This window comes from Mesorhizobium sp. WSM4845 (genome assembly GCF_055811455.1).
On record NZ_JBVVQA010000030.1, the window covers coordinates 1 to 21,444 of the forward strand.

Sequence of the window (21,444 nt, forward strand, 5' to 3'; positions counted from 1 at the left end):
CCCCCCCCCCCCCCCCCCCCCCCCCCCCCCGCCCCCCCCCCCCCCCCCCCCCCCCCCCCCCCCCCCCCCCCCCCCCCGCGGGGGCCCCCCCCCCCCCCCCCCCCCCCCCCCCCCCCCCCCCCCCCCCCCACAGAGGGGGGTGTTCAAGCGCCCGCTTCTGCAAATTTCCCCTTCCGCGCCGCCACCTTCGGCAACATCACCGTTGCGCTCGCCCCTGACCGCGGGCGTTCAGTCGACCGTCGCGCCGACTATCACGACCTGACCTTGCCGCCGCGCCATGCGCTGATCGCCTTTGGCCTGTGGCTGCGCAAGGCGCTCGATGTCCATGCCCTCGTCCATGTCGGCGCCCATGGCACGCTGGAATGGCTGCCCGGCAAGACAGTGGCGCTCAGCGAAACCTGTTTTCCCGAGATCGTCACCGGGCCCCTGCCCGTCATCTATCCCTTCATCGTCTCCAACCCGGGAGAGGCAGCGCAGGCCAAGCGGCGCATTGCCGCCGTCACCCTCGGCCATCTGCCGCCGCCTCTGACCGGCGCCGGTCTGGACGAGAACCAGCACCAGCTTGAGCGGCTGGTCGACGAATATGCCCAGGCCGACGGGCTCGACCGCCGCCGCCGCGACCGCCTGGCGAGGCTGATTGTCGAAACCGCTGAAAAGACCGGGCTCGCCTCCGAGGCCGGCGTCGCCGGAACCGACGCGCCCGACGAAGCGCTGCGCCGCATCGACGCCTGGCTCTGCGACCTCAAGGACTTCGCCATCAAGGACGGGCTACACATCTACGGCCGCTCAGCCGAGGGCGAGGCCGATCAGCTGCGCCAGCAAAGTGCGGCGGCCGAGAAATCAGCATTGATCGCGGCCCTCGACGGCCGCCATGTCGCTGCCGGTCCTGCCGGCGCGCCGGCGCGTGGCCGGCGCGATGTCCTACCGACTGGCCGCAACCTGTTCACATCGGATCCACGCACCATGCCGACGCCGACATCCTTCGATCTCGGCAGGGCGGCGTCCGACGAGGTCTTGCGCACCTACATGCAATCGCATGGCGACTGGCCGCGCTCGCTGGTCATCGACCTCTGGGGCTCGGCCTCGCTGCGCACCGGCGGCGAAGAGATCGCGCAAGGCCTGGCGCTGATGGGTTGCCGGCCGCAATGGGACGGCGCCACCGGCCGCGTCACCGGCATCGAGGTGCTGCCGCCGGCCACCCTTGGCCGCCCGCGCGTCGATGTCACCTGGCGCATTTCAGGCCTGTTCCGCGACATGTTCCCGACCCAGATCGCCCTGATCGATGCGGCCGCCGACGCCGTCGCCGCCCGCGACGAGGACGCGACGGAAAACCCGCTCGCCGCAAAAACCCGCGCCGATGGCAAGGTCAGCCCGCGCATTTTCGGCACCTCGCCCGGTACCTACGGCGCCGGTGTCGAGGCGTTGCTGTCGAGCGGCGACTGGGCCAAGCGCGAAGAAATCGGTCGCGCCTATCTCGACGCCACCTCGCATGCCTATGGCGGCGCCGGGGGCGAAGCGATTTCAGCGCCCGGCGCCTTCGAGGATCGTATCGCCGAGGCCGACCTTCTCGTCCATACCGGAGACGACCCCGGCCGCGACATTTTGGAAGGCTCTGCCGATGTCGCCTTCATCGGTGGTTTTTCGGCGGCGCTTGCAGCGCTTGGCAAGAACGCCGACGTCATCGTCCTCGACACCACGGATCCGCAAAAGCCGAAGCCGCGCTCGCTTGGAGAAGCCGTATCTCGGGTGGTTCGCGCCCGCGCCGTCAACCCGCGCTTCATTGCCGGCCAGATGCGGCACGGGCCGCGCGGCGCTTCGGAATTCGCCGAGACCGTCGACCGTCTCGTCGGTTTCGCCGAGACCACCCATGCCATACCGGGCACGCTGATCGAGGCCGTGCACGACGCCTATCTCGGCGATCCCGAGGTGCGCGCCTTCATCCTGCGCGAAAACTCGGCGGCCGCGAAAATCATCGCCGAGCGTTTTTTGTCGGCGCGGCGGCGCGGTCTCTGGCATCCGCTGCGCAATTCCATCGATGACGATCTCGCCGCACTGATCGCCGAAGCCCGCGCGCTGGGGGTGGCCGCATGAACGCCTTCTCCCGTCGCGGCGCCTGCCCCGCTTTGTCCGCGCCGATGCAGACCGGCGACGGGCTGTTGGTGCGGCTCAACCCGGTCGCTGGAGGACTCTCGCCGAAATCCTTGATCGGACTCGGTGAATCCGCCTTGCGGCATGGCAACGGCATCATGGAAGTGACTGCGCGCGGCAGCCTGCAGATCCGCGGCCTGACATCGGCCAGCGCCCGGCTGCTGGCAATGGAGGTCGACGCGCTCGGCATCGCCGTGCGCACCGGGGTGCCGGTCGAGACCGGACCGCTGGCGGGCCTGGATCCGCAGGAGACCGCCGACCCGCGCCCGCTGGCGGAGCGGATTCGGGCGGCGATTGCTGAAGCCGGGCTGGCACAGCGCCTTGGCCCGAAGGTTTCGGTGATCGTCGACGGCGGTGGACAGTTGGCTATGGATGTGGTGACAGCCGATGTGCGGCTGGCAGCGGTGCGGATGGACGCGGCAATTCAGTGGAAGATGTCCATTGCCGGAGACGGTCAGAGTGCGAAGCCGCTCGTTATCGTCGAGGAAGATGCTGCCCGTGATATCGCCATAGCGATCCTAAGGATGGTCGCCGAAAAAGGCCGCGAAGCCCACGCGCGGGATTTGACGGCTAGGCAGCTGACATCTCTCGCAAGCTGGCATTCCTTCGCGCCCCCCTCTGTCCTGCCGGACATCTCACCCACGAGGGGGGAGATTGCGCCCTGGTCTCCGCTTCCGCCAATCGCTACGGGTGCTAAGGGGGAGCCGGCGGCGAAGCTGCCGATCTCCCCCCAAGTGGGGGAGATGACAAGTGGTGGCAAAGAGGGCAGGACAGAGGGGGGCACCGTGGAGCGCCTTCCTGTGCCGGCTCGCTTCCCCATTGGAATTTTCGATCTGACAGATGGCATCGCCCTCGGCATCGGCCTGCCCTTCGGCAGCATGCCGGCGCAAAAACTCATCGGCCTCACGCAACACGCCCTCACCCTTGGCGCGGCCGAAATCCGCCTGGCGCCACGACGCGCGCTGCTTTTCATCGGCCTCTCCCCGACCGCCTGCCACGCGCTCCAGCAGGCCGCCGCCACCCTCGGCTTCGTTATTGACGCTGCCGACCCGCGCACAAAAATCGCCGCTTGCCCCGGTGCGCCGGCCTGCGCCTCCGGCCGGATCGCGACGCGCGACATCGCCGAGACCATCGCCGCAGAAAACCGCGACCTTCTCGATGCCTCCGTCACCCTCCATATTTCCGGCTGCGCCAAGGGCTGTGCCCATCCCGGCCGGGCGGCGCTGACACTGGTCGGCGGCGAAAACGGGGCCGGACTTGTCGTGGACGGGACGGCGAAGGCCCTTCCCGCCGGATACAGGCCAGGCTATGACGCCGCGCGCGGCGTTGGCCGCATTGCCGCAGCGATCCGCGAAGAACGATTTCGAGGTGAGACCACCGCCGCCTGCCTGACAAGGCTTGGCGCGGCCGGTGTCACCGAACTCTACCGACAGGATTGAACATGCCCGCCCCCTACGACTACATCCATGACGGCACGGCGATCTATGAGCGCTCCTTCGCCATCATTCGCGCCGAGGCCGACCTGTCGCGGTTTTCCGATGCCGAAGCCGATGTTGCCATCCGCATGATCCATGCCTGCGGCCAGGTCGAGGCCGCGCAGAACTTTGTTTTTTCGCAAGCTTTTGTTGCCGCCGCCCGCGCGGCACTGGCGGCCGGCGCGCCGATCTTCTGCGACGCCGAGATGGTCTCGCACGGCATCACCCGCGCCCGGTTGCCGACCGGCAACGAGGTGATCTGCACGCTGCGCGACCCGCGGACGTCCGACATAGCGAAAAGGATCGGCAACACCCGTTCGGCCGCAGCCATTGACCTGTGGGGCGAGCGCATAGCCGGTTCGGTCGTCGCCATCGGCAACGCGCCGACCGCACTTTTCTACCTGCTGGAGAGACTGCGCGACGGTGCGCCGAAACCGGCTGTCATCATCGGCATGCCAGTCGGTTTCGTCGGTGCTGCCGAATCGAAGGACGCGCTAGCCGAGAATTCCTACGGCGTTCCTTACGCCATCGTGCGCGGCAGGCTGGGCGGCAGCGCCATGACCGCCGCCGCGCTCAACGCATTGGCGAGGCCGGGCCTGTGAACGCGATTGTAAAAGGCAGGCTTGTCGGCGTCGGCACCGGTCCCGGCGACCCCGAGCTGCTGACGCTCAAGGCCGTGCGCGCGCTGGCCGAGGCCGACGTGGTGGCGCATTTCGCCAAGCGCGGCAACAACAGCAACGCGCGCGCCATCGTCGGCGCGCATTTTCGTCCTGATTTGATCGAGTTGCCGCTGCTCTATCCCGTCACCACCGAAATCGACAAGGATCACAGCGATTATCGGTCGCAGATAGCGGATTTCTACGAGGAGTCGGCCGAAAAGGTCGCCGAGCATCTCAGCGCCGGCAGGATGGTCGCGGTGCTCTCGGAAGGCGACCCGCTGTTCTACGGCTCCTACATGCACCTGCATGTCAGGCTGGCGCACCGCTTTCCAACAGAGGTCATTCCCGGCGTCACTGCCATGTCCGGCTGCTGGTCGGCCACCGGAACGCCGATCGTCCAGGGCGACGATGTATTGACCGTGCTGCCGGGCACGATGAGCGAATTCGAGCTGACCCGCCGCCTCGCCGACACCGATGCTGCCGTCATCATGAAGGTTGGCCGCAACCTGCCCAAGATCAGGCGCGCGCTGGAGGCGACCGACAAGCTGGCGCGTGCCGTCTATGTCGAGCGCGGCACCATGCCGGGCGGCGTTTCGATGCGGCTGGCCGACAAGCAGGACCACAACGCGCCCTACTTCGCCATCGTGCTGGTCGCCGGCTGGTCAGGCCGGGCCGCCGCATTGGGAGCCGAAACATGAGCGGCCGCCTGACCGTTATCGGCCTTGGGCCCGGCAATGCCGACCAGGTGACGCCGGAAGCGAGCCGCGCCGTCGCCGAGGCAAGATTCTTCTTCGGCTACAAACCGTATCTCGACCGGCTCGACCTGCGCCCGGACCAGACCCGCGTCGCCTCCGACAATCGCGAGGAGCTGTCCCGCGCCAAGGACGCGCTGGCAATGGCTGCGCAGGGCCACAATGTCGCCGTTGTCTCGGGCGGCGACCCCGGCGTCTTTGCCATGGCGGCAGCCGTCTGCGAGGCGATCGAGGCCGGCCCGGCCGAATGGCGTGCCGTTGACGTTTCGATGCTGCCCGGCATCACCGCAATGCTCGCGGTCGCGGCCCGCATCGGCGCGCCGCTCGGCCATGATTTCTGCGCCATCTCGTTGTCAGACAATCTAAAACCATGGGATCTCATCGAATTGCGGCTGCTGGCTGCGGCCGGCGCCGGCTTCGTCATCGCGCTCTACAATCCGATCAGCAAGGCGCGCCCCTGGCAGCTTGGCCGCGCCTTCGAATGCCTGACTGCGATCCTGCCGGGCACCACACCGGTCGTCTTCGGCCGTGCCGCCGGCCGTCCCGACGAGCGCATCGAGATTTTTCTGCTGGCGGACGCCGACGCGGAAAAGGCCGACATGGCGACCTGCATCATCATCGGCTCGCCGGAAACCAGGATCATCAAGCGCGGCGAAAGACCGGCGCTGGTCTACACGCCGCGTTCGGCGGCGGGCCCAAGAAAATGATCGACCATCGCGGCAAGGGCTTCGACGGTTTCAGCCGACGCAACGTCCGGCAGCGTCGGCCTGCGGATCATGACCACCTCGACGCCGAGCGCCCGCGCTGCGGCGATCTTGCCGTAGGTCGCCTCGCCGCCGCTGTTCTTGGACACGACGATATCGATGCGGTGTTCCAGAAGCAGTGCGCGTTCGTCGGCTTCCCGGAACGGCCCGCGCGCCAGGAGATAGGTCGCGTCGGGCACAGCGAGCCTTGGCTCGACCGGATCGACGCTGCGGATGAGATAATGATGCTGGGGCGCCGCCGCGAAGGCGGCGACCTCCTGCCGGCCAAGCGCCAGGAAAACGCGGCGTGGCGCAGCGGCCAGGGCCGTCACCGCGCTGCCAACGCTGTCGACCAGCGTCCAGCGGTCGCCTTCGGCAGGCTCCCAGCCCGGGCGCCTGAGCGCAACGATCGGCACGCCGGCCTCTCGCGCCGCTGCCGCGGCATTGGCCGAGATCTGCGCCGCATAGGTATGCGTGGCGTCGACCAGCAGCTCGATGCGGGTCTCGCGGAGGTAGGCAGCCAGCCCGTCGGCGCCGCCGAAACCGCCTACCCTCGTCGGCACGCCTTGCGCGACAGGATTTTCAGTGCGGCCGGCCAGCGACAATGTGATCGCAAGATCGGCACGCGCGGCCAGCTTTCCCGCCAGTTGCCGGGCTTCGGTGGTTCCGCCGAGGATCAGAATGCGCTTCATTGGCACCACGTCAGGCCACGCCGAGCTGCCCCTCACCCTTACCCTCTCCCCGTGAAGGACGGGGAGAGGGGGACGCCAGCGTTGCGGCCAGTTCCCTTCTCCCCGTCACCATACGGGGAGAAGGTGCCGGCAGGCGGATGAGGGGCGGCGCGGCATGTCAAACAATAAACAGCCAACACCAAAATGGCTCACAATCGTCGGCATCGGCGAGGACGGTGTAGCGGGTCTCGGTGACGAGGCCAAGCGGCTGATCGCCGAGGCCGAATTCGTCTTCGGCGGCACGCGCCACCTTGCGCTCGTCGTGTCGCTCGCCAAAGGCGAAGCCCGTGCCTGGCCGACCCCTTTCGATGCCGAGATGCGCGACGTGCTGGCGCTTTCCGGCAGGCGAGTCTGCGTGCTGGCGTCGGGCGATCCGTTCTTCCATGGCGTCGGCGTCACTCTTGCTCGCAAAATTCCTTCCCAGGAGATGCAGGTGATTCCTGCGCCTTCGGCCATGTCGCTGGCCGCCGCCCGCCTCGGCTGGGCGCTGCAGGATATCGAGACCATTTCGCTGCACGGCCGCTCGCTCGACCTGATCCGGCCGTTGCTGCATCCGGGCACCCGCATCCTTGCGCTGACCTCGGACGGCGATGCACCAGCAACGATTGCGCGCCTGCTGGCCGAACTCGGCTTCGGCGTCTCGCAGATGACGGCACTTGAGGCGCTGGGCGGCCCAAACGAAAGGCTGCGCTCGGTGCGCGCAGACGCCTTCGATCTGGAAAAGATCAATCCGCTCAACGTTCTGGCGGTCGAAGTTGACTCAACATCGGGAGCACGCATCCTGCCGCTGACATCGGGCCTTGCCGATCACTTGTTCGAGCATGACGGCCAGATCACCAAGCGCGAGGTGCGCGCCATCACCCTGTCGGCCCTCGCCCCCAGGCGCGGCGAGTTGCTGTGGGACATCGGCGCCGGCTCCGGCTCGATCGGCATCGAATGGATGCTCGCCCATCCGACGATGCGCGCTACTGCCATCGAGGCCGATCCAACCCGCGCCGCCCGCATCCGCCGCAACGGTTCCGCCTGCGGCGTGCCCGGACTTGCCGTGATAGAGGGTTCGGCGCCGCAGGCGCTCGCCGGATTGGAGACGCCGGACGCGATCTTCATCGGCGGTGGCGGCAGCGATACCGGCGTGCTGGAAACGGCCCTCGAGGCCCTGCGTGCTGGCGGCCGGCTGGTCGCCAATGCGGTGACGCTGGAGATGGAGGCGCTGCTGCTCGCCCGTCACGCGTCGCTCGGCGGCGATCTCACCCGCATCGCACTATCCCGCGCTTCGCCGGTTGGCTCGATGCAGGCCTGGCGGCCGGCCATGCCGGTCAGCCAATGGAGCTGGGTCAAGCCATGATGGTCGCGGGCATCGGCAGTCGCAAGGGCGTCAGCGCAAGGGATGTGCTTGCCGCCATAGAAACCGTTCTGGAAGCACATGGGCTGGCGATGACGGCGCTTTCGGCGCTCGCCACCGCTTCTCAGAAGCAGGACGAGCAGGCAATCTTCTCTGCGGGCCGCGAACTCGCTCTTCCAGTGATCGTTGTCGAGGACGCTGCGCTCGAGGCCGCGTCGCCGCGCGCAATCAGCCGTTCCGACCTGTCGCAGGCGCGTGCCGGCACGCCGTCGGTTTCCGAAGCCTCGGCGCTTGCTGCCGCGGGCAAAGGCGCAAAACTGCTCGGGCCGCGCACCGTGCTTGGCCCGGTCACCTGCGCCATCGCCATCAGCGGAGACGCCGCATGACCGTCCACTTCATCGGCGCCGGTCCCGGCGCGGCCGACCTCATCACCTTGCGCGGCAGCCGGCTGCTGGCAAGCTGCCCGGTCTGCCTCTATGCCGGCTCGATCGTCGCCCCGGAACTGTTGCAGCACTGCGCGCCCGGCACGAAGCTGATCGACACCGCGCCGATGTCGCTCGACGAGATCGAAGCGGAGTACCTGGCGGCCCACCAGGCCGGCCACGATGTCTCCCGCCTGCATTCCGGCGACCTGTCGGTGTGGAGCGCTGTCGCCGAGCAGATCCGCCGGCTGGAGAAGCACGGCATCGCCTATACGCTGACGCCGGGCGTGCCCTCCTTCGCGGCTGCCGCGGCAGCGCTTCGCCGCGAGCTGACCATTCCCGAAGTCGCGCAAAGCCTGGTGCTGACCCGCATCTCCGGCCGCGCGTCCAAAATGCCGCCTGGCGAAACCCTGGCCGGCTTCGGCCGCACCGGCGCGACGCTCGCCATTCATCTTGCCATCCACGTCATCGACCGCATCGTCGCCGAGCTGACGCCGTTCTATGGCGCCGATTGCCCGGTAGCGGTCGTCTTCCGTGCCTCCTGGCCGGACGAGCGCGTGCTGACCGGCACGCTGGCGACGATCGAGGCGCAACTGGCCGCCGATCCGATGGAGCGCACGGCAATCATCTTTGTCGGCCGCTCGCTGGCAGCGGAAAACTTTGGCGAGAGTTCACTTTACGACGCCCACTACCAGCGGCGTTTTCGCGGACGGGACGGATTGTGAACGACGGCACCGGAAACAACAGAGGAAACACCACGATCGAACAGGCTTTGGCCCGGCTCAACTTCAAGCCGCGCCAGCTTGAGCCCGGCCATGTCTGGCTGGCCGGCGCCGGCCCTGGCGATCCCGGCTGCCTGACGCTGGAAGTGCTGGCCGCACTTGGGCAGTGCGATGCCCTCGTCTACGACGCACTGGTCTCTCCCGATATCGTGGCAGTGGCGTCGGGCGCCGAGCTTTTTTACGCCGGCAAGCGTGGCGGCCAACCGTCGATGAAGCAGGACGACATCACCGCTTTGCTGGTGCGGCTGGCGCGAGAAGGCCGCCGCGTCGTCAGGCTGAAAGGCGGCGACCCCTATATTTTCGGCCGCGGCGGCGAAGAGGCGCTGGCGCTGGCGCGCCAAAACATCCCGTTCCGCGTGCTGTCCGGCCTGACCTCGGGCCTCAGCGCGCTTGCCGGAGCCGGCATCCCGGCCACCATGCGCGGCATCAACAAGGCGGTGATCCTGGCCACCGGCCACGCCGCCGGCACCGACGACGACCTCGACTGGAAAGCAATCGCCCGCACCGGCCAGCCGGTCGTCGTCTATATGGGCATGGCCAATCTGCCGTTGATATCAGCCTCGCTGCTTGGCGGCGGCCTGCCGCCTTCGACGCCTGCTGCAGTGATCGTCGCCGCGACGACGCCGCAGGAGCGCATCGTCGTCGCCACCCTCGCCACCATTGCCGAGGAGGCGGCCGCCGCCGGGTTGACCGCGCCGGCGCTGATCGTCGTCGGCGGCATCGTCGCGATGCGCGCGGCATTGGCGGGCGAGCCATGACCCGCGCGATCATCATCGGCGCGCCGCGCTCAGGCTCGGGCAAGACCAGCGTCACCATCGGTATCTTGCGCGCGCTTTCCCGGCGCGGCCTCAAGGTGCGCGGCGCCAAATCTGGCCCCGATTATATCGACCCAGGTTTCCACACCGCCGCGACAGGCCTTTCCGGCGTCAATCTCGACAGCTGGGCGATGCCGCCTGCTTTGCTCAACGCGCTGGCCGGCGACGCAACTGAAGATGCCGATTTCATCTTCCTGGAAAGCGCCATGGGCCTGTTCGACGGGATTCCGGCTGCTCCGGGCCGCACCGGCTCGGCGGCCGATCTCGCACGGCTCTACGGCCTGCCGGTGCTGCTGGTGCTCGACGTTTCCGGACAGTCGACCACGGCGGCAGCCGTCGCCAAGGGGTTTGCCAGCTATGACCCCGATGTGCGCATGGCCGGCGTCGTGCTCAACCGGCTGGGCAGCGAGCGCCACCGCCGTCTCTGCAGCGACGCGATCGAGGCGATCGGCCTGCGGGTGGTCGGCGCGATCCTGCGCGATCCCTCGCTCAACCTGCCGGAGCGGCATCTCGGCCTCGTCCAGGCCGGCGAATACGAGAATCTGATGGCGCTTCTCGACCGGCTGGCCGACATGGTCGAACGCTCGCTCGATCTCGACGCCATCAAGGCGCTGGCGGCGCCCTTCGCACCCGCTACCGGCAGTTACGGCGACGCGCTGCCACCGCCCGGCCAGCGCATCGCACTGGCAGAGGATGCCGCCTTCACCTTCCTCTATCCGCATGTCGCCGCGCATTGGCGCAAGGCAGGGGCTGAAATCATCCGCTTCTCGCCGCTTGCCGACGAAGCGCCCGGCGAAAATTGCGATGTCTGCTGGCTGCCCGGCGGCTATCCCGAGCTTCACGCCGGCCGGCTTGCGGCGGCTGCGAATTTCAGGGCCGGCATCGAGGCGTTTGCGGCAACACGGCCGGTGCATGGCGAGTGCGGCGGCTTCATGGTGCTCGGCAAAGCGCTGGAGGACGCATCGGGCGAGACGCACGCCATGCTCGGCCTGCTCGGTCACTCGACCAGCTTTGCCAAGCGAAAGATGAACCTCGGCTACCGCGAGGCGCGGCTGCGCGCCGATTGTCCGCTGGGAGACCGAGGCGCGCTGATCCGCGGCCACGAATTCCACTATGCGCAGATGATTGCCACCGGCAGTGACGAACCCTTGGCCGACCTCGCTGATGGCCAAGGCAATCCGCTCGGCACCTCCGGCTACCGCCGCGGCCATGTCAGCGGCACATTCTTCCATGCCATTGCGAGAGGCGAATGACACTCTCCACTCGGCAAATCCTCGATGACATCGCGCTCTGCGTCGTCTTCTTCACCCGGCTGCCGCTGCCGGTCGTCGATTTTCGGGACCGCAGCCTTGCTGCCGCGATCTGGGCAGCGCCGGTTGCCGGCCTCGCCGTCGCTCTGATCGGCGCCCTGGTCTACGCGGTCGGGACCTGGCTCGGTCTTGCCGCCGGCCCGGCAGCAGCCCTTGCCCTTGCCGCGACCTTGCTCGCCACCGGCTGCATGCATGAAGACGGGCTTTCGGATGTCGCCGACGGCTTTGGCGGCGGCAGGACACGCGAGAAAAAACTGGAGATCATGCGCGACAGCCGTATCGGCGCCTACGGCGCCTGCTCGCTCGCCCTGTCGCTGCTGATCCGCTGGAGCGTGCTTTCGGAATTCGCCGGCCCGGCCCAGATGTTCTGGGCTCTGATTGCCGCGCATGCCGCCTCGCGCGGCTTGTTCGGCGCTTTCATGCATCTTTTGCCGGCGGCGCGCAGCGACGGCCTCTCGGTCGATGCAGGCACCATGTCGGCCGAAACCGCCATTGCCGGCGCCGCGCTCGGCACCGTCGCGCTGCTGGCGCTAGGGTTCGGTGGCGCGGTCGCCGCGCTTATCCTGCTCGGCCTGTTGTTTGCCGCCTTCCGCGAGCTGTGCCGCAGCCAGATCGGCGGCCAGACCGGCGATACGGTCGGCGCGCTGCAGCAGTCTGGCGAGATCGCAATCCTGCTCGTCGCTTCCGTTTTCCTTTCCTGATTCTGTTTCGGAGATTTTTCCCCCATGCCTTTCAAATCGCTTGATGAATTGCGCGCGGCATGCCTCGATCTGCCTGCCGGCAGCGACGCCGCGGCAAATGCTGTCGCCCGCCGCCAGGACACGCTGACCAAGCCGCAAGGCAGCCTCGGCCGGTTGGAAACCATAGCGGCTTGGCTTGCCCGCTGGCAGGGCCGCGACATGCCGCAGCTCGATCGCGTAAAAGTCCTGGTTTTTGCCGGCAACCACGGTGTCACCGCACAGGGCGTGTCTGCCTTCCCGTCGGAAGTCACCGTGCAGATGGTGGCGAATTTCGCAGGCGGCGGCGCCGCCATCAACCAGCTTGCCCGCATCGCCGGTGCGGAGCTCGACGTCATTCCGCTCGACCTCGATTATCCGACCGGCGATTTCACGCAAGTGCCGGCAATGGACGGCGAAGCCTTCCTCGCCGCCGTCTCGGCCGGCTACGGCGCGGTGACCAAAGACCTCGACCTCGTCTGTTTCGGCGAAATGGGTATCGGCAACACCACGCCGGCGGCAGCCATTTCGGCCGCCTTGTTCGGCGGCGGCGCGGAAAAATGGACCGGGCGCGGCACCGGCGTCGACGATGCCGGCCTGGTGCGCAAGATCACTGCCATCGAAGCCGGCCTCAAGCGCCACGCCGAGGCCCTTGCCGATCCGCTGGGGATCGCGGCAGCCCTTGGCGGGCGTGAACTCGCCGCCATTTTCGGTGCGACGCTGGCCGCGCGCCATTCAGGCGTGCCGGTGCTGCTCGACGGCTTCGTCAGCACCGCCGCCGCCGCGCCCTTGGCAAGGTTGCACCCCGCCGGCCTCGCCCACACGCTTGCCGCCCATGTCTCGGCCGAATCCGGCCATCGCCGGCTGCTCGAGGCGCTCGGCCTGCCGCCGCTGCTCGACCTCGGCATGCGGCTCGGCGAAGGCTCCGGCGCCTGCCTCGCCGTCAACATCGTCCGCTCCGCGCTCGAATGCCATGCCCGCATGGCAAGCTTTGCCGAGGCCGGTGTTTCGGAGAAGTAATCTCGTCAAACTGATCAAGTCTTGACCGATTGCTCGATGGATCACGGCAGCATCGGGGAACCTGGCCGGCCCGAGCACGTTGTGGCCGGTCAGCCCGGGTTACGCATGCAACAGCTTTTCCAGGAATTCGGCCATCCGACCTACGTCCCGTTCCCCGTTATTGCGGCGAGGCTTCTCTTGGCGTCGATCTTCGGTGCGGCGATCGGCTTCGAACGCGAATGGCGAAATCGGCCTGCCGGGCTTCGCACCCATATCCTGGTCTGCGTGGCGGCGGCTACCTTCGGTATTCTGACGATTGAAATTATTCACGCGCCGATGTTTCAGCAGGATTCCGTAAGGGTCGATCCGATTCGCGTTGTCGAAGCGGTCACCGCCGGCGTCGCGTTCCTTGCTGCCGGAACGATTTTGTTTTCGAAGGGCGAGGTTCACGGGCTGACGACCGGGGCTGGCATGTGGCTCTCCGGGGCAATCGGCGTGGCCTGCGGGCTCGGTCTGTGGCAAGTGGCGGCACTCGGCACGCTTTTGGTGCTGGTCGCGGCAGGCCTTCTCTATAGTTTTGCCCACAAGTCCGGTATTGGCGAGAACGCCGGACCAGAAAAGCCCAAGTCGGAAGAAGACGTGCCCAAGCGGCCCAGAGGCTGAGGCTGCAACTGGAACCGAACGCGAATTGGAAACCAACCGTCAGATTTGGAACCGCATGTTCGCGACACTCTTTCAGGCAGCGAGAAAGCGAGTAATATCAACGGATTAAATGGTGGGTGCGACAGGGATCGAACCTGTGACCCGCTGATTAAGAGTCAGCTGCTCTACCAACTGAGCTACGCACCCACTCGCCGGTAAAACCAGCGTCGGCGGGCATATAGCCGCCGCCATCCGCCATGTCCAGCCCTGCCGGATTCATTTCCCGACAAATCGCTGAAGTGCCGCACATCGTCAGACGAACAGCTTGCCTTCCGCCACCTTGACGGCATGGCCGCCGATGCGGGCGGCGGCCAGTTTGCCGCCTTCGACATTCAGTTCGAGGCGGATGCGCGAAGGCCGCCCCATCTCCAGCCCTTGTTCGATCCAACGCTGGGAAACACCCTCTCTCGGACCGTCGAAATGCATGATCGCGCCGGCGAAGGCGGCGGCCGCCGAACCGGTCGCCGGATCTTCATAGGATGGATTGCCCGGCACGATCATGCGGACATGGAAGGCGCTGTCGTGGTTCACCGTCTCGCGGCAATAGACATACGGGCTGGCGAGGGCCCAATCGCTCTTGCGGGGCGCCAGTTCCGACCACGCCTGGTTGTCCAGCCTTATCCGGGCCGCCGCCTCCAGATCGGCGACCGGAATGGTCACGTAGGGCACGCCGGCCGACCAGAACGAGACGCGGTGGTTTTCGAAGCCGACTTCGTGCGGCCCCAGGCCAAGTGCCGCCCCGATCGCTTCCGGGTCGGCGGACAATTCCAACCGCTCCGGCAGCTTGGCCAGGTCGAACTCGGCAAAGATGGCGCCATCGTGCTTGCTGACGGCGCAGCGCACCGGGCCGATGTTTTCCTCCAGCACGAAGATGCCGGCAGTGTCGCCATCGCCAGCCATTTCGGCAAGCGCAATCGCAGCGCCCACCGTCGGATGGCCGGCGAACGGCATCTCATGGTCGGGCGTGAAGATGCGGATGCGGGCGCGGTGCTTGGGATTGTCGGGCGGCAGCACGAAAACGGTTTCCGACAGGTTGAACTCGCCCGCGATAGCCTGCATCGCGGCAGTGTCCAGTCCCTTGCTGTCAAGCACGACGGCCAGCGGATTGCCGCCCAGCCGCTCGGTGGTGAACACGTCGTAAAGTAAGTAATTCCGGGTCAGCATTGTAGAAAGCCTTCTGCCTCAATCCCAACAGGGGCCCAAACATGGGCGAAATTTAATTTGATATTTGAACCATTCGGCCTGATCAGTGCACCGGTTGGGACATCACTGGTATTATAGGGGTCCGGCGTGGACCAGATTGTCAATCTGCCAAAGACGGAATCCACTTCCGACATAAAGACGGCACTCGGGCTCGACCGCCTGGGTCTGAAGAAGAAACGGCGTCGCGGCTGGCTTTATGGCCTGCTTGTGCTGGTCGTCGTCGCCGCAAGCCTGGCGGGGTACCAATGGTATGCCGCGTCTCCCGCCAAGATCGACTATACCACTGTGCCGGCCGCTGTCGCCGACCTCACGGTCGAAGTATCGGCGACCGGCACGCTGCAGCCGCTCACCCAGGTCGACATTTCGAGCGAGCTGTCCGGCGTCGTCCGCTCGGTCGCGGTCAACGAGAACCAGCAGGTGAAGAAGGGCGATGTGCTGGCGGCGCTCGATACGGCCAAGCTGGAGGTGCAGATCGAGCGCGCCGAGGCTTCCGCCAAGGCGGCGGCTGCCAATGTCGAGACCGCCACCGTTACCCTCACCGAAAACGAAAGGGCGGTTGCGCGCGCGGCGGCGCTCACCAAGCGCGGCATGGCGACTGACCAGTCGCTTGAAGCGGCGACAGCGACGCGCGACCGCTCAAAGGCAGCGCTCGACAGCGCCAAAGCCAATCTGGCCATCGCCAATGCCGATCTCAAGGCGCAGCAGACGGACTTCGCCAAAAGCACCATCTATGCGCCCATCGACGGCATCGTTCTGACGCGCTCGGTCGATCCCGGCCAGACGGTTGCCTCCTCGCTGCAAGCGCCGGTGCTGTTCGTCATCGCCGCCGACCTGAGGAACATGGAGTTGAAGGCAGCGGTCGACGAGGCCGACATCGGCGCGGTCAAGCCCGGCCAGCATGCCCGCTTCACCGTCGACGCCTTTCCCGAGCGGCCGTTCGATGCCGAGATCCGCGACATCTCCTATGCTTCGGTCACCACCGACGGCGTCGTCACCTACGACGCGCGGTTCGAGGTCGACAACAACGAGCTTCTGTTGCGGCCCGGCATGACTGCCACCGTTTCGGTCGTCACCAGAGAGGCCAAGGGCGTGCTCACCGTGCCGTCGACAGCTTTCCGTTACCGTCCGGCGGCATCTGCTGCCCGAGCGTGGAGCCTGAGCGACCTGTTCACGGGCCGCATGGGCCGTCCACGCGGCAACCGCCAGCGCCAGGCGACGGCGCAGCCCACCGACGGCTCGCGCACGCTCTACGTCCTGGAGAATGGCCGGCCTCGGCCGGTCAACGTCAAAGTCGGCTCCACCGATGGCGAACTGACCGAGATCACCTCCGGTCTCGCAGAAGGTGCGCAAGTCATCACCGCAGCGCAGCAGCGGAGCTGAAATTATGTCAGGCTCGCTGCTCATCACCTTCGACAAGGTCTGGAAGAGCTATGGCCAGGGCGAGGCCACGGTCCATGCGCTGGCTGGCGTCGATCTTGCCATCCGCAGCGGCGAATCCGTCGCCATCATGGGTCCGTCCGGCTCGGGCAAATCGACGGCGATGAACATCATCGGCTGCCTCGACACGCCGACGGCCGGAACCTACAGCTTCATGGGCATCGATGCTGGCCGCCTCGACCGCAACCGCCGCGCCATGCTGCGCAATCTCTATGTCGGCTTCGTCTTCCAGGGCTACAATCTCCTGCCGCGCACCACCGCGGTGGAGAATGTCGAACTGCCGCTGATCTATCGCGGCGTCGCCGCCCGCGAGCGTCACGACCTCGCGATGAAGGCGCTGGCCGAGGTCGGCCTTGTCGGCCGCGAGCACCACACGCCGGCCGAGCTCTCCGGCGGCCAGCAGCAGCGCGTGGCGATCGCGCGCGCCATCGTCACCAGGCCGACCCTGCTCGTCGCCGACGAACCGACCGGCAATCTCGACACCGCACGCACGCACGAGATCATGGAGCTGCTGACGCGGCTGAACACCGAGCTTGGCCTGACCATCGCCATGGTCACCCACGAGGCCGATGTCGCTGCTTATGCCGAGCGCACAATTCGCTTCCTCGACGGCCACGTCGCCTCCGATGCCATGAACCTTGAGGTGGTGTAACCATGATCTGGGAAACCGTCCGCCTCTCGCTGCTTTCAGTGCGCCGCAACGTGCTGCGCTCGTTTCTGACGCTGCTCGGCATCGTCATCGGCGTTGCCGCCGTCATCGCCATGCTCACCATCGGCTCGGGCACCACTGAAAAGGTAAAGGCCGACATTTCCAAGCTCGGCAGCAATTTGCTCGTTGTCCGCCCCGGCCGCCCGGCCGGGCCCGGCGGACCGGGAGGGCTCGACCAGGCCACACGTCCGCTCGGCAGCAAGGAACTTGCCGCGCTTGTCGCACATTTGAGCGGCGCCCGCGCCATCTCGCCCGCCTCGCAAAAGCAGGTCCGCGTCATCATCGGCACCGAAAGCCTGACGTCGGGTGTCACCGGCACCGACAGCGCCTATCTCGATGCGCGCGACTGGAAGCTGATCTCGGGCCGACCGTTCAGCGATTCGGAAATCCGCTCGGGCACCGGCGTCTGCCTGATCGGCGAAACCGTGCGCCAGCAGTTCTTCGGCGCCGGCGACCCCGAAGGCGAGATCATTCGCGTCAACCGCACCTCGTGCAAGATCATCGGCCTGCTCGAGCCGAAGGGCTATACCGGCTTCGGCCAGGATCAGGACAATGTCGTGCTGATGCCGCTCGCCGCCTACCAGCGCCGCATCGCCGGCAACCGCGACATCGACTCGATCTACGTCGCCGCCGACGACAGGACGCCGACCACCGAACTGCTGCCGCGGGTCGAGGACATCTTGCGCGATGCACGCCGCATCCCGCCGGACCGCGAAGACGACTTCTCGATACGCGACATGACCCAGATTGCCGACGCCATGGCGAGCGCCACCACTACGATGACCGGCATGCTGGGAGCGGTCGCCGGCGTCAGCCTGTTGGTCGGCGGCATCGGCATCATGAACATCATGCTGGTGTCGGTCACCGAGCGCACCCGCGAGATCGGCATAAGGCTGGCCATCGGCGCGCATGAAAAGCACATCCTCATCCAGTTCCTCGTCGAGGCGACCGTGCTGTCGCTGCTCGGCGGCATCATCGGCATCCTGATCGGCCTGGCGTTGGCCGGCGTCGCCTCGCTGACGCTGGCCATCCCGTTTGCGCCAAGCCCGGCGGTGATCCTGCTCGCCGTCGGCTTCTCGGCGCTGATCGGCATGGTATTCGGTTTCTTCCCGGCGCTGCGCGGCGCGCGGCTCGATCCGATCGACGCGCTGAGGCATGAATAGCGCGGCGCAGCGTGCGTCGCCTTCAGATGTCCCCAAAATATTGACGCGGCCGCCCTGCCCCTGTCGCGGAACAGCCCGCGGTGCTAGCAATCGCCTTGAGGATAGGGGGATAGTGGGATGAGCAAGAAAGAGCGAGTGGCTTTGGTGACGGTGATCATCGAGGCCGCATTGGCGGGGCTTTGGTGGTACTTGGCCAGCTATGGCATGGCCAACCCCGATCATGTCACCGCCGACTTCCAGCAGGTTGTCGGTCAGACGATGGGAACGGCGATGGGTGCGGTGCTGGGTATCGGCGTCATGCTGTTTTTCGTCGCCGCCCGCTACGACCGCAAAACCATCGAAAACAAGATGCGTCATTAGAGCGACGTGCGTCCACTTGGACGCACAAAGTACGCTCTAACACTTCGAAACAGCGACGTGCGTCCACTTGGACGCACAAGTACGCTCTAACACTTCGAAACAGCGACGTGCGTCCACTTGGACGCACAAAGTACGCCCTAACACTTTGAATCTGCGCATCGTGCTTTCCGAAAATCGATTCCGATTTTCGGCCCGATGCGTTAGTCCTTGTCGGCAAAATGCCACTCGATCAGTGGCTTCATGTGCGGCATCAGCCCGTCCGGCAGGTCATCGGCACTGCGGATGATGACAGGCCCGTCGATCTCCGGCTCTGCCTCGGTGGCGACAAAGGCGCTGATGCGCTGCGCGATCTCGTCGGCGGATGCCGCTTCGCGATAGCGGCGAAAGATCACCGTGCCGGTTGCCGTCGACAGGGCATAGTAGCGCCTGCCGCGCGCCGCGCCGGCAAGGTCGAGGCCGGTTTCTTCCTGCACCTCGCGGATCATGTTGAAGTCGACATCGACAAGGCCGTCGCGGAAATCGGTTGGCTCGAACGAGCCGGCGGCGAAGTAGACGCGACCGGCATTGACGGTGTGCGACGCCATGCGGATCGCCACCAGCGCATTGTCGCCGGCGACCAGCATGGCATGGGCATAGGCGTGCTCGGCCCCCGCCACCTGGCGATTGCCGCGCCAAAGCATGAAGGTCGAGTAGCGCACCGCATGGCAGCGACCGACGAGGCTGTTGTCGCGATAGCGGAGCGCCGAAAGCAGCACCACGGTGCCGTCGAACAACGCCGGGTTGGCTGCGGTCTCGCGCCGCCAATTCTCGGCGATCGCTTGCGCATTATCGCGTTCGAACGGATGCGGGCCGGGGTCGAGCCTGACGTCGACGGCGTCGACCGGCAGGATGATGTTGCGTGGCAGGTCGAAGCTCAACGAAAACGATCCTCAGGCTATTTCCAGGGTGATCGCCACCGGACAATGATCCGACGCCTTCGGCCGGTCCCAGCCGGCACGCGGAAAGCGGTCCACCTCCTGGCCCGCCGGAAAGGATCGTGCGCCAGGGCTGGCCGTTGCGGATGATGTCGGGAACGGCGGTCGCATTCTTGGCTGCCAGTGCCTTCGACAACAGGATGTAGTCGAGCTGGCACAAATGCCGCTCTTGCGGTCCGCGCGTATGGTATAAGGTCCAACGGTCCATTTCCGGGCGCCGCTCGACCGCATTCTCGCAAAAGCCGCCGGCGGTGAGCACGTTGAGGCAGGACTGGCTCTCATCGATCACCTCGAAGCGGTAGCCGTCAAAGGCGTCGCCGGAGATCTTCACGCGCTGCCGATAGTCATTCATGTCGCCGCAGATCGCCCAGCTTTTATCGGCGGCATGGTCCCCACCGAAACGCTCCTCGATGATCCGGCGCACCGCTTGCGCCTCGGCGATGCGCAGCGGCATTGTCGCCTGGCGCCCGTCGAGACCGTTGCGGGGCGAGCCCATCGACTTGAAGTGCACCAGATAGAGCGTCAGCGGCACGCCACCGACGGTCAGGTCGATTTCCAGGCAGTCGCGCCGGAAGATGCGCTGGTTGGCCTGATGCCCAAGCGCTGCCAGTTCCGGCGTGTGCAGGCCGAATTGTTCGAACGTGACATAGGCGTGGCTTGTCATGCGCACGAATTCGACCGGCTGGCCCTGCGCGGTCTCGTTGCGCATCATCACGGCGACATCGATGCCGCGCGAATCATTGCCGGCTGTGGTGTATTTCTGGCGGTAGCCATGCCCGACCATCTTGAACAGATAGCCGTATTCGAAAGCCTTCAGCGCCTCGATATTGTCGACCTCCTGCATGCAGATGATGTCGGCGCGGGTGGCTGCGATGGCCAGTGCCGTCAGCTGGCGCGTGTCGTCGGATAGCGCGATCGCCCGCGCCTGTTCCAGCATTTTGTATTCGGCCTCGCTCTGGATATCGAAGAGCGCCAGCGTGCGATCTTCATGGAGCTGGTTGCGGTATCCGGAAAAATCGAACCTGTTCATCAGGTTTTCGACATTGAAGGTGGCGAGGCGCAGGGACATGGCGGTGACCTTTGCCCACAAGCGCAGCCGAAAACAAGGGGGCTGGGCGATGCCCATTCATGGTTGATGGAACGTTTCCGTTCATCTTCCGTTCAGACGCAAAGGTCCATGATTAAGGGTTAGTCTGAGTGGGGCCTGAATTTTCGGAGAGTGAAATGAAACCGCTCTTTTTGACTACCATTCGATCGGGCATGTTGACCTTGGGTCTTGTTTCCGGCCTCTCGGCGCCTTCCATGGCCGGGCCCATTCAGCCTGACGTCCCGCTCCCAACTGCTGCCGCGGCACGCGAAATCGTGCCGGTGCGCGAGAGCTGGGCTGGCGGCAATAATAACGTCTGGATGCGTGGCCGTAATTTCTCCCGGAACTGGAACCGTGGCAATTGGAACCGTGGCAATTGGAACCGTGGCAACTGGAACGGTGGGCGGCACTGGCGCCGCAACTGGAACGGTGGGCGGCACTGGCGCCATAATCGTGGCCGGTACTACGGTGGCGGCCATTACGGCCGGTACTACGGTGGCGGCTATTACGGCCGTTACTACGACGACGACGACAACGGCGCCGCCGCGCTTCTCGGTTTGGGCCTTGGGTTCGGCCTTGGCAGCCTGTACCAGGGCTACTACAACCAGGGCTACTACAACCAGGGTTACTACAACCGGGGCTACTACAACAACGGTTCGAGCGCCCATGTCCGCTGGTGCTACAATCGATACCGGTCGTATCGCACCTGGGACAACACGTTCCAACCCTATAACGGCCCGCGCCGGCAATGCTGGTCGCCCTATAGGTGATCGACTGATGCATTCCAGACGGCGCCGCCCCTCGCGGCGCCGTTTCCGTCTGGCGCAGCCTTCTTCTGAACTGTTCTTTGTCCGGCCAGGGCACCGCGAAATCGTTTTGCCGCCGACGATAACACTATGTTTATCAGGCAGGCCT

Annotated in this window: 21 protein-coding genes, 1 tRNA gene and 1 pseudogene; 18 read left to right on the forward strand and 5 right to left on the reverse strand. The window is 66.1% G+C overall.

The genetic code is table 11. The annotated features are described in order from the left end of the window. From AC0L2C_RS26750 to AC0L2C_RS26770, 5 genes are all read left to right on the forward strand, one after another. On the forward strand, positions 1 to 2,091 hold a 2,091-nt coding region (locus AC0L2C_RS26750; protein ID WP_473524836.1), incomplete at its 5' end, for a cobaltochelatase subunit CobN. Beyond that, on the forward strand, positions 2,088 to 3,587 hold the full coding sequence (gene cobG / locus AC0L2C_RS26755; RefSeq protein WP_128246472.1) for a precorrin-3B synthase: 1,500 nt from the start codon (positions 2,088 to 2,090) through the stop codon (positions 3,585 to 3,587). The genes AC0L2C_RS26750 and cobG, both read left to right, overlap by 4 nt. A 2-nt stretch (positions 3,588 to 3,589) precedes the next feature. Then, positions 3,590 to 4,225 (forward strand): precorrin-8X methylmutase, encoded by a 636-nt coding sequence (locus AC0L2C_RS26760; RefSeq protein ID WP_023798844.1) that lies wholly within the window; start codon positions 3,590 to 3,592, stop codon positions 4,223 to 4,225. After that, positions 4,222 to 4,980 carry a precorrin-2 C(20)-methyltransferase gene (locus AC0L2C_RS26765; RefSeq protein WP_023798843.1) on the forward strand — a complete coding sequence of 253 codons (759 nt, stop codon included), beginning with the start codon at positions 4,222 to 4,224 and terminating at the stop codon, positions 4,978 to 4,980. Before AC0L2C_RS26760 ends, AC0L2C_RS26765 begins: the two co-directional genes overlap by 4 nt. Continuing rightward, positions 4,977 to 5,741, forward strand: a complete 765-nt coding sequence (locus tag AC0L2C_RS26770) for a precorrin-3B C(17)-methyltransferase (RefSeq protein ID WP_023798842.1) — start codon at positions 4,977 to 4,979, stop codon at positions 5,739 to 5,741. Before AC0L2C_RS26765 ends, AC0L2C_RS26770 begins: the two co-directional genes overlap by 4 nt. Here AC0L2C_RS26770 and AC0L2C_RS26775 read toward each other — a convergent pair. Next, a complete protein-coding gene (locus AC0L2C_RS26775; protein WP_473524837.1) occupies positions 5,705 to 6,469 on the reverse strand; it encodes a cobalt-precorrin-6A reductase in 765 nt (254 codons plus the stop codon). The two genes, AC0L2C_RS26770 and AC0L2C_RS26775, sit on opposite strands and share 37 nt — an antisense overlap. 154 nt (positions 6,470 to 6,623) lie before the next feature. On the opposite strand from AC0L2C_RS26775, the gene AC0L2C_RS26780 reads away from it, so the two are divergent. The 8 genes from AC0L2C_RS26780 (at position 6,624) to AC0L2C_RS26815 (ending at position 13,557) form a co-directional block, all read left to right on the forward strand. Continuing rightward, positions 6,624 to 7,853, forward strand: a complete 1,230-nt coding sequence (locus tag AC0L2C_RS26780; RefSeq protein ID WP_023798840.1) for a bifunctional cobalt-precorrin-7 (C(5))-methyltransferase/cobalt-precorrin-6B (C(15))-methyltransferase — start codon at positions 6,624 to 6,626, stop codon at positions 7,851 to 7,853. Continuing rightward, entirely contained in the window at positions 7,850 to 8,236 is a 387-nt protein-coding gene (locus tag AC0L2C_RS26785; protein ID WP_023798839.1) for a cobalamin biosynthesis protein, read from the forward strand. Before AC0L2C_RS26780 ends, AC0L2C_RS26785 begins: the two co-directional genes overlap by 4 nt. Next, entirely contained in the window at positions 8,233 to 8,997 is a 765-nt protein-coding gene (cobM, locus tag AC0L2C_RS26790; RefSeq protein WP_023798838.1) for a precorrin-4 C(11)-methyltransferase, read from the forward strand. Before AC0L2C_RS26785 ends, cobM begins: the two co-directional genes overlap by 4 nt. Continuing rightward, positions 8,994 to 9,812, forward strand: a complete 819-nt coding sequence (gene cobA / locus AC0L2C_RS26795; RefSeq protein WP_023798837.1) for a uroporphyrinogen-III C-methyltransferase — start codon at positions 8,994 to 8,996, stop codon at positions 9,810 to 9,812. The genes cobM and cobA overlap by 4 nt, the downstream gene beginning before the upstream one ends. Continuing rightward, complete coding sequence (locus AC0L2C_RS26800; RefSeq protein WP_473524838.1) at positions 9,809 to 11,122, forward strand: cobyrinate a,c-diamide synthase; 1,314 nt, start codon at positions 9,809 to 9,811, stop codon at positions 11,120 to 11,122. Before cobA ends, AC0L2C_RS26800 begins: the two co-directional genes overlap by 4 nt. Then, on the forward strand, positions 11,119 to 11,880 hold the full coding sequence (gene cobS, locus AC0L2C_RS26805) for an adenosylcobinamide-GDP ribazoletransferase (RefSeq protein ID WP_023798835.1): 762 nt from the start codon (positions 11,119 to 11,121) through the stop codon (positions 11,878 to 11,880). Before AC0L2C_RS26800 ends, cobS begins: the two co-directional genes overlap by 4 nt. A gap of 24 nt (positions 11,881 to 11,904) precedes the next feature. Further along, complete coding sequence (gene cobT, locus AC0L2C_RS26810; RefSeq protein ID WP_023798834.1) at positions 11,905 to 12,915, forward strand: nicotinate-nucleotide--dimethylbenzimidazole phosphoribosyltransferase; 1,011 nt, start codon at positions 11,905 to 11,907, stop codon at positions 12,913 to 12,915. Between the two features lie 105 nt (positions 12,916 to 13,020). Then, entirely contained in the window at positions 13,021 to 13,557 is a 537-nt protein-coding gene (locus AC0L2C_RS26815) for an MgtC/SapB family protein (protein ID WP_023798833.1), read from the forward strand. Positions 13,558 to 13,667: 110 nt separating this feature from the next. On the opposite strand, the gene AC0L2C_RS26820 is transcribed toward AC0L2C_RS26815, so the two are convergent. Further along, positions 13,668 to 13,743, reverse strand: a tRNA-Lys gene (locus AC0L2C_RS26820). Positions 13,744 to 13,848: 105 nt separating this feature from the next. Then, positions 13,849 to 14,760, reverse strand: coding sequence for a PhzF family phenazine biosynthesis protein (locus AC0L2C_RS26825; protein WP_023798832.1), 912 nt, complete (start codon positions 14,758 to 14,760; stop codon positions 13,849 to 13,851). 126 nt (positions 14,761 to 14,886) lie between these two features. On the opposite strand from AC0L2C_RS26825, the gene AC0L2C_RS26830 reads away from it, so the two are divergent. From AC0L2C_RS26830 to AC0L2C_RS26845, 4 genes are all read left to right on the forward strand, one after another. Next, positions 14,887 to 16,179 carry an efflux RND transporter periplasmic adaptor subunit gene (locus tag AC0L2C_RS26830; protein WP_128180444.1) on the forward strand — a complete coding sequence of 431 codons (1,293 nt, stop codon included), beginning with the start codon at positions 14,887 to 14,889 and terminating at the stop codon, positions 16,177 to 16,179. Between the two features lie 4 nt (positions 16,180 to 16,183). Further along, a complete protein-coding gene (locus AC0L2C_RS26835) occupies positions 16,184 to 16,888 on the forward strand; it encodes an ABC transporter ATP-binding protein (RefSeq protein WP_031254763.1) in 705 nt (234 codons plus the stop codon). Between the two features lie 2 nt (positions 16,889 to 16,890). Then, on the forward strand, positions 16,891 to 18,108 hold the full coding sequence (locus tag AC0L2C_RS26840; protein WP_473524839.1) for an ABC transporter permease: 1,218 nt from the start codon (positions 16,891 to 16,893) through the stop codon (positions 18,106 to 18,108). 117 nt (positions 18,109 to 18,225) lie between these two features. Further along, complete coding sequence (locus tag AC0L2C_RS26845) at positions 18,226 to 18,468, forward strand: hypothetical protein (RefSeq protein WP_023798829.1); 243 nt, start codon at positions 18,226 to 18,228, stop codon at positions 18,466 to 18,468. Between the two features lie 200 nt (positions 18,469 to 18,668). Here the strand turns inward: AC0L2C_RS26845 and AC0L2C_RS26850 are convergent, their stop codons facing one another. Next, positions 18,669 to 19,385 (reverse strand): hypothetical protein, encoded by a 717-nt coding sequence (locus AC0L2C_RS26850; protein WP_128246468.1) that lies wholly within the window; start codon positions 19,383 to 19,385, stop codon positions 18,669 to 18,671. Positions 19,386 to 19,397: 12 nt separating this feature from the next. Then, positions 19,398 to 20,511 (reverse strand): annotated as a pseudogene (locus AC0L2C_RS26855) (endonuclease/exonuclease/phosphatase family protein). 155 nt (positions 20,512 to 20,666) lie between these two features. On the opposite strand from AC0L2C_RS26855, the gene AC0L2C_RS26860 reads away from it, so the two are divergent. Next, a complete protein-coding gene (locus AC0L2C_RS26860) occupies positions 20,667 to 21,299 on the forward strand; it encodes a BA14K family protein (protein WP_287247353.1) in 633 nt (210 codons plus the stop codon). Positions 21,300 to 21,444 lie beyond the last annotated feature (145 nt).

Bases quoted from the DNA above. Each gene is read 5' to 3' on its own strand.
- cobG (WP_128246472.1), top strand. From the start codon at position 2,088: ATGAACGCCTTCTCCCGTCGCGGCGCCTGCCCCGCTTTGTCCGCGCCG.
- AC0L2C_RS26760 (WP_023798844.1), top strand. From the start codon at position 3,590: ATGCCCGCCCCCTACGACTACATCCATGACGGCACGGCGATCTATGAG.
- AC0L2C_RS26770 (WP_023798842.1), top strand. From the start codon at position 4,977: ATGAGCGGCCGCCTGACCGTTATCGGCCTTGGGCCCGGCAATGCCGAC.
- AC0L2C_RS26775 (WP_473524837.1), bottom strand. From the start codon at position 6,469: ATGAAGCGCATTCTGATCCTCGGCGGAACCACCGAAGCCCGGCAACTG.
- AC0L2C_RS26780 (WP_023798840.1), top strand. From the start codon at position 6,624: ATGTCAAACAATAAACAGCCAACACCAAAATGGCTCACAATCGTCGGC.
- AC0L2C_RS26785 (WP_023798839.1), top strand. From the start codon at position 7,850: ATGATGGTCGCGGGCATCGGCAGTCGCAAGGGCGTCAGCGCAAGGGAT.
- cobM (WP_023798838.1), top strand. From the start codon at position 8,233: ATGACCGTCCACTTCATCGGCGCCGGTCCCGGCGCGGCCGACCTCATC.
- AC0L2C_RS26800 (WP_473524838.1), top strand. From the start codon at position 9,809: ATGACCCGCGCGATCATCATCGGCGCGCCGCGCTCAGGCTCGGGCAAG.
- cobS (WP_023798835.1), top strand. From the start codon at position 11,119: ATGACACTCTCCACTCGGCAAATCCTCGATGACATCGCGCTCTGCGTC.
- cobT (WP_023798834.1), top strand. From the start codon at position 11,905: ATGCCTTTCAAATCGCTTGATGAATTGCGCGCGGCATGCCTCGATCTG.
- AC0L2C_RS26815 (WP_023798833.1), top strand. From the start codon at position 13,021: ATGCAACAGCTTTTCCAGGAATTCGGCCATCCGACCTACGTCCCGTTC.
- AC0L2C_RS26825 (WP_023798832.1), bottom strand. From the start codon at position 14,760: ATGCTGACCCGGAATTACTTACTTTACGACGTGTTCACCACCGAGCGG.
- AC0L2C_RS26835 (WP_031254763.1), top strand. From the start codon at position 16,184: ATGTCAGGCTCGCTGCTCATCACCTTCGACAAGGTCTGGAAGAGCTAT.
- AC0L2C_RS26840 (WP_473524839.1), top strand. From the start codon at position 16,891: ATGATCTGGGAAACCGTCCGCCTCTCGCTGCTTTCAGTGCGCCGCAAC.
- AC0L2C_RS26845 (WP_023798829.1), top strand. From the start codon at position 18,226: ATGAGCAAGAAAGAGCGAGTGGCTTTGGTGACGGTGATCATCGAGGCC.
- AC0L2C_RS26860 (WP_287247353.1), top strand. From the start codon at position 20,667: ATGAAACCGCTCTTTTTGACTACCATTCGATCGGGCATGTTGACCTTG.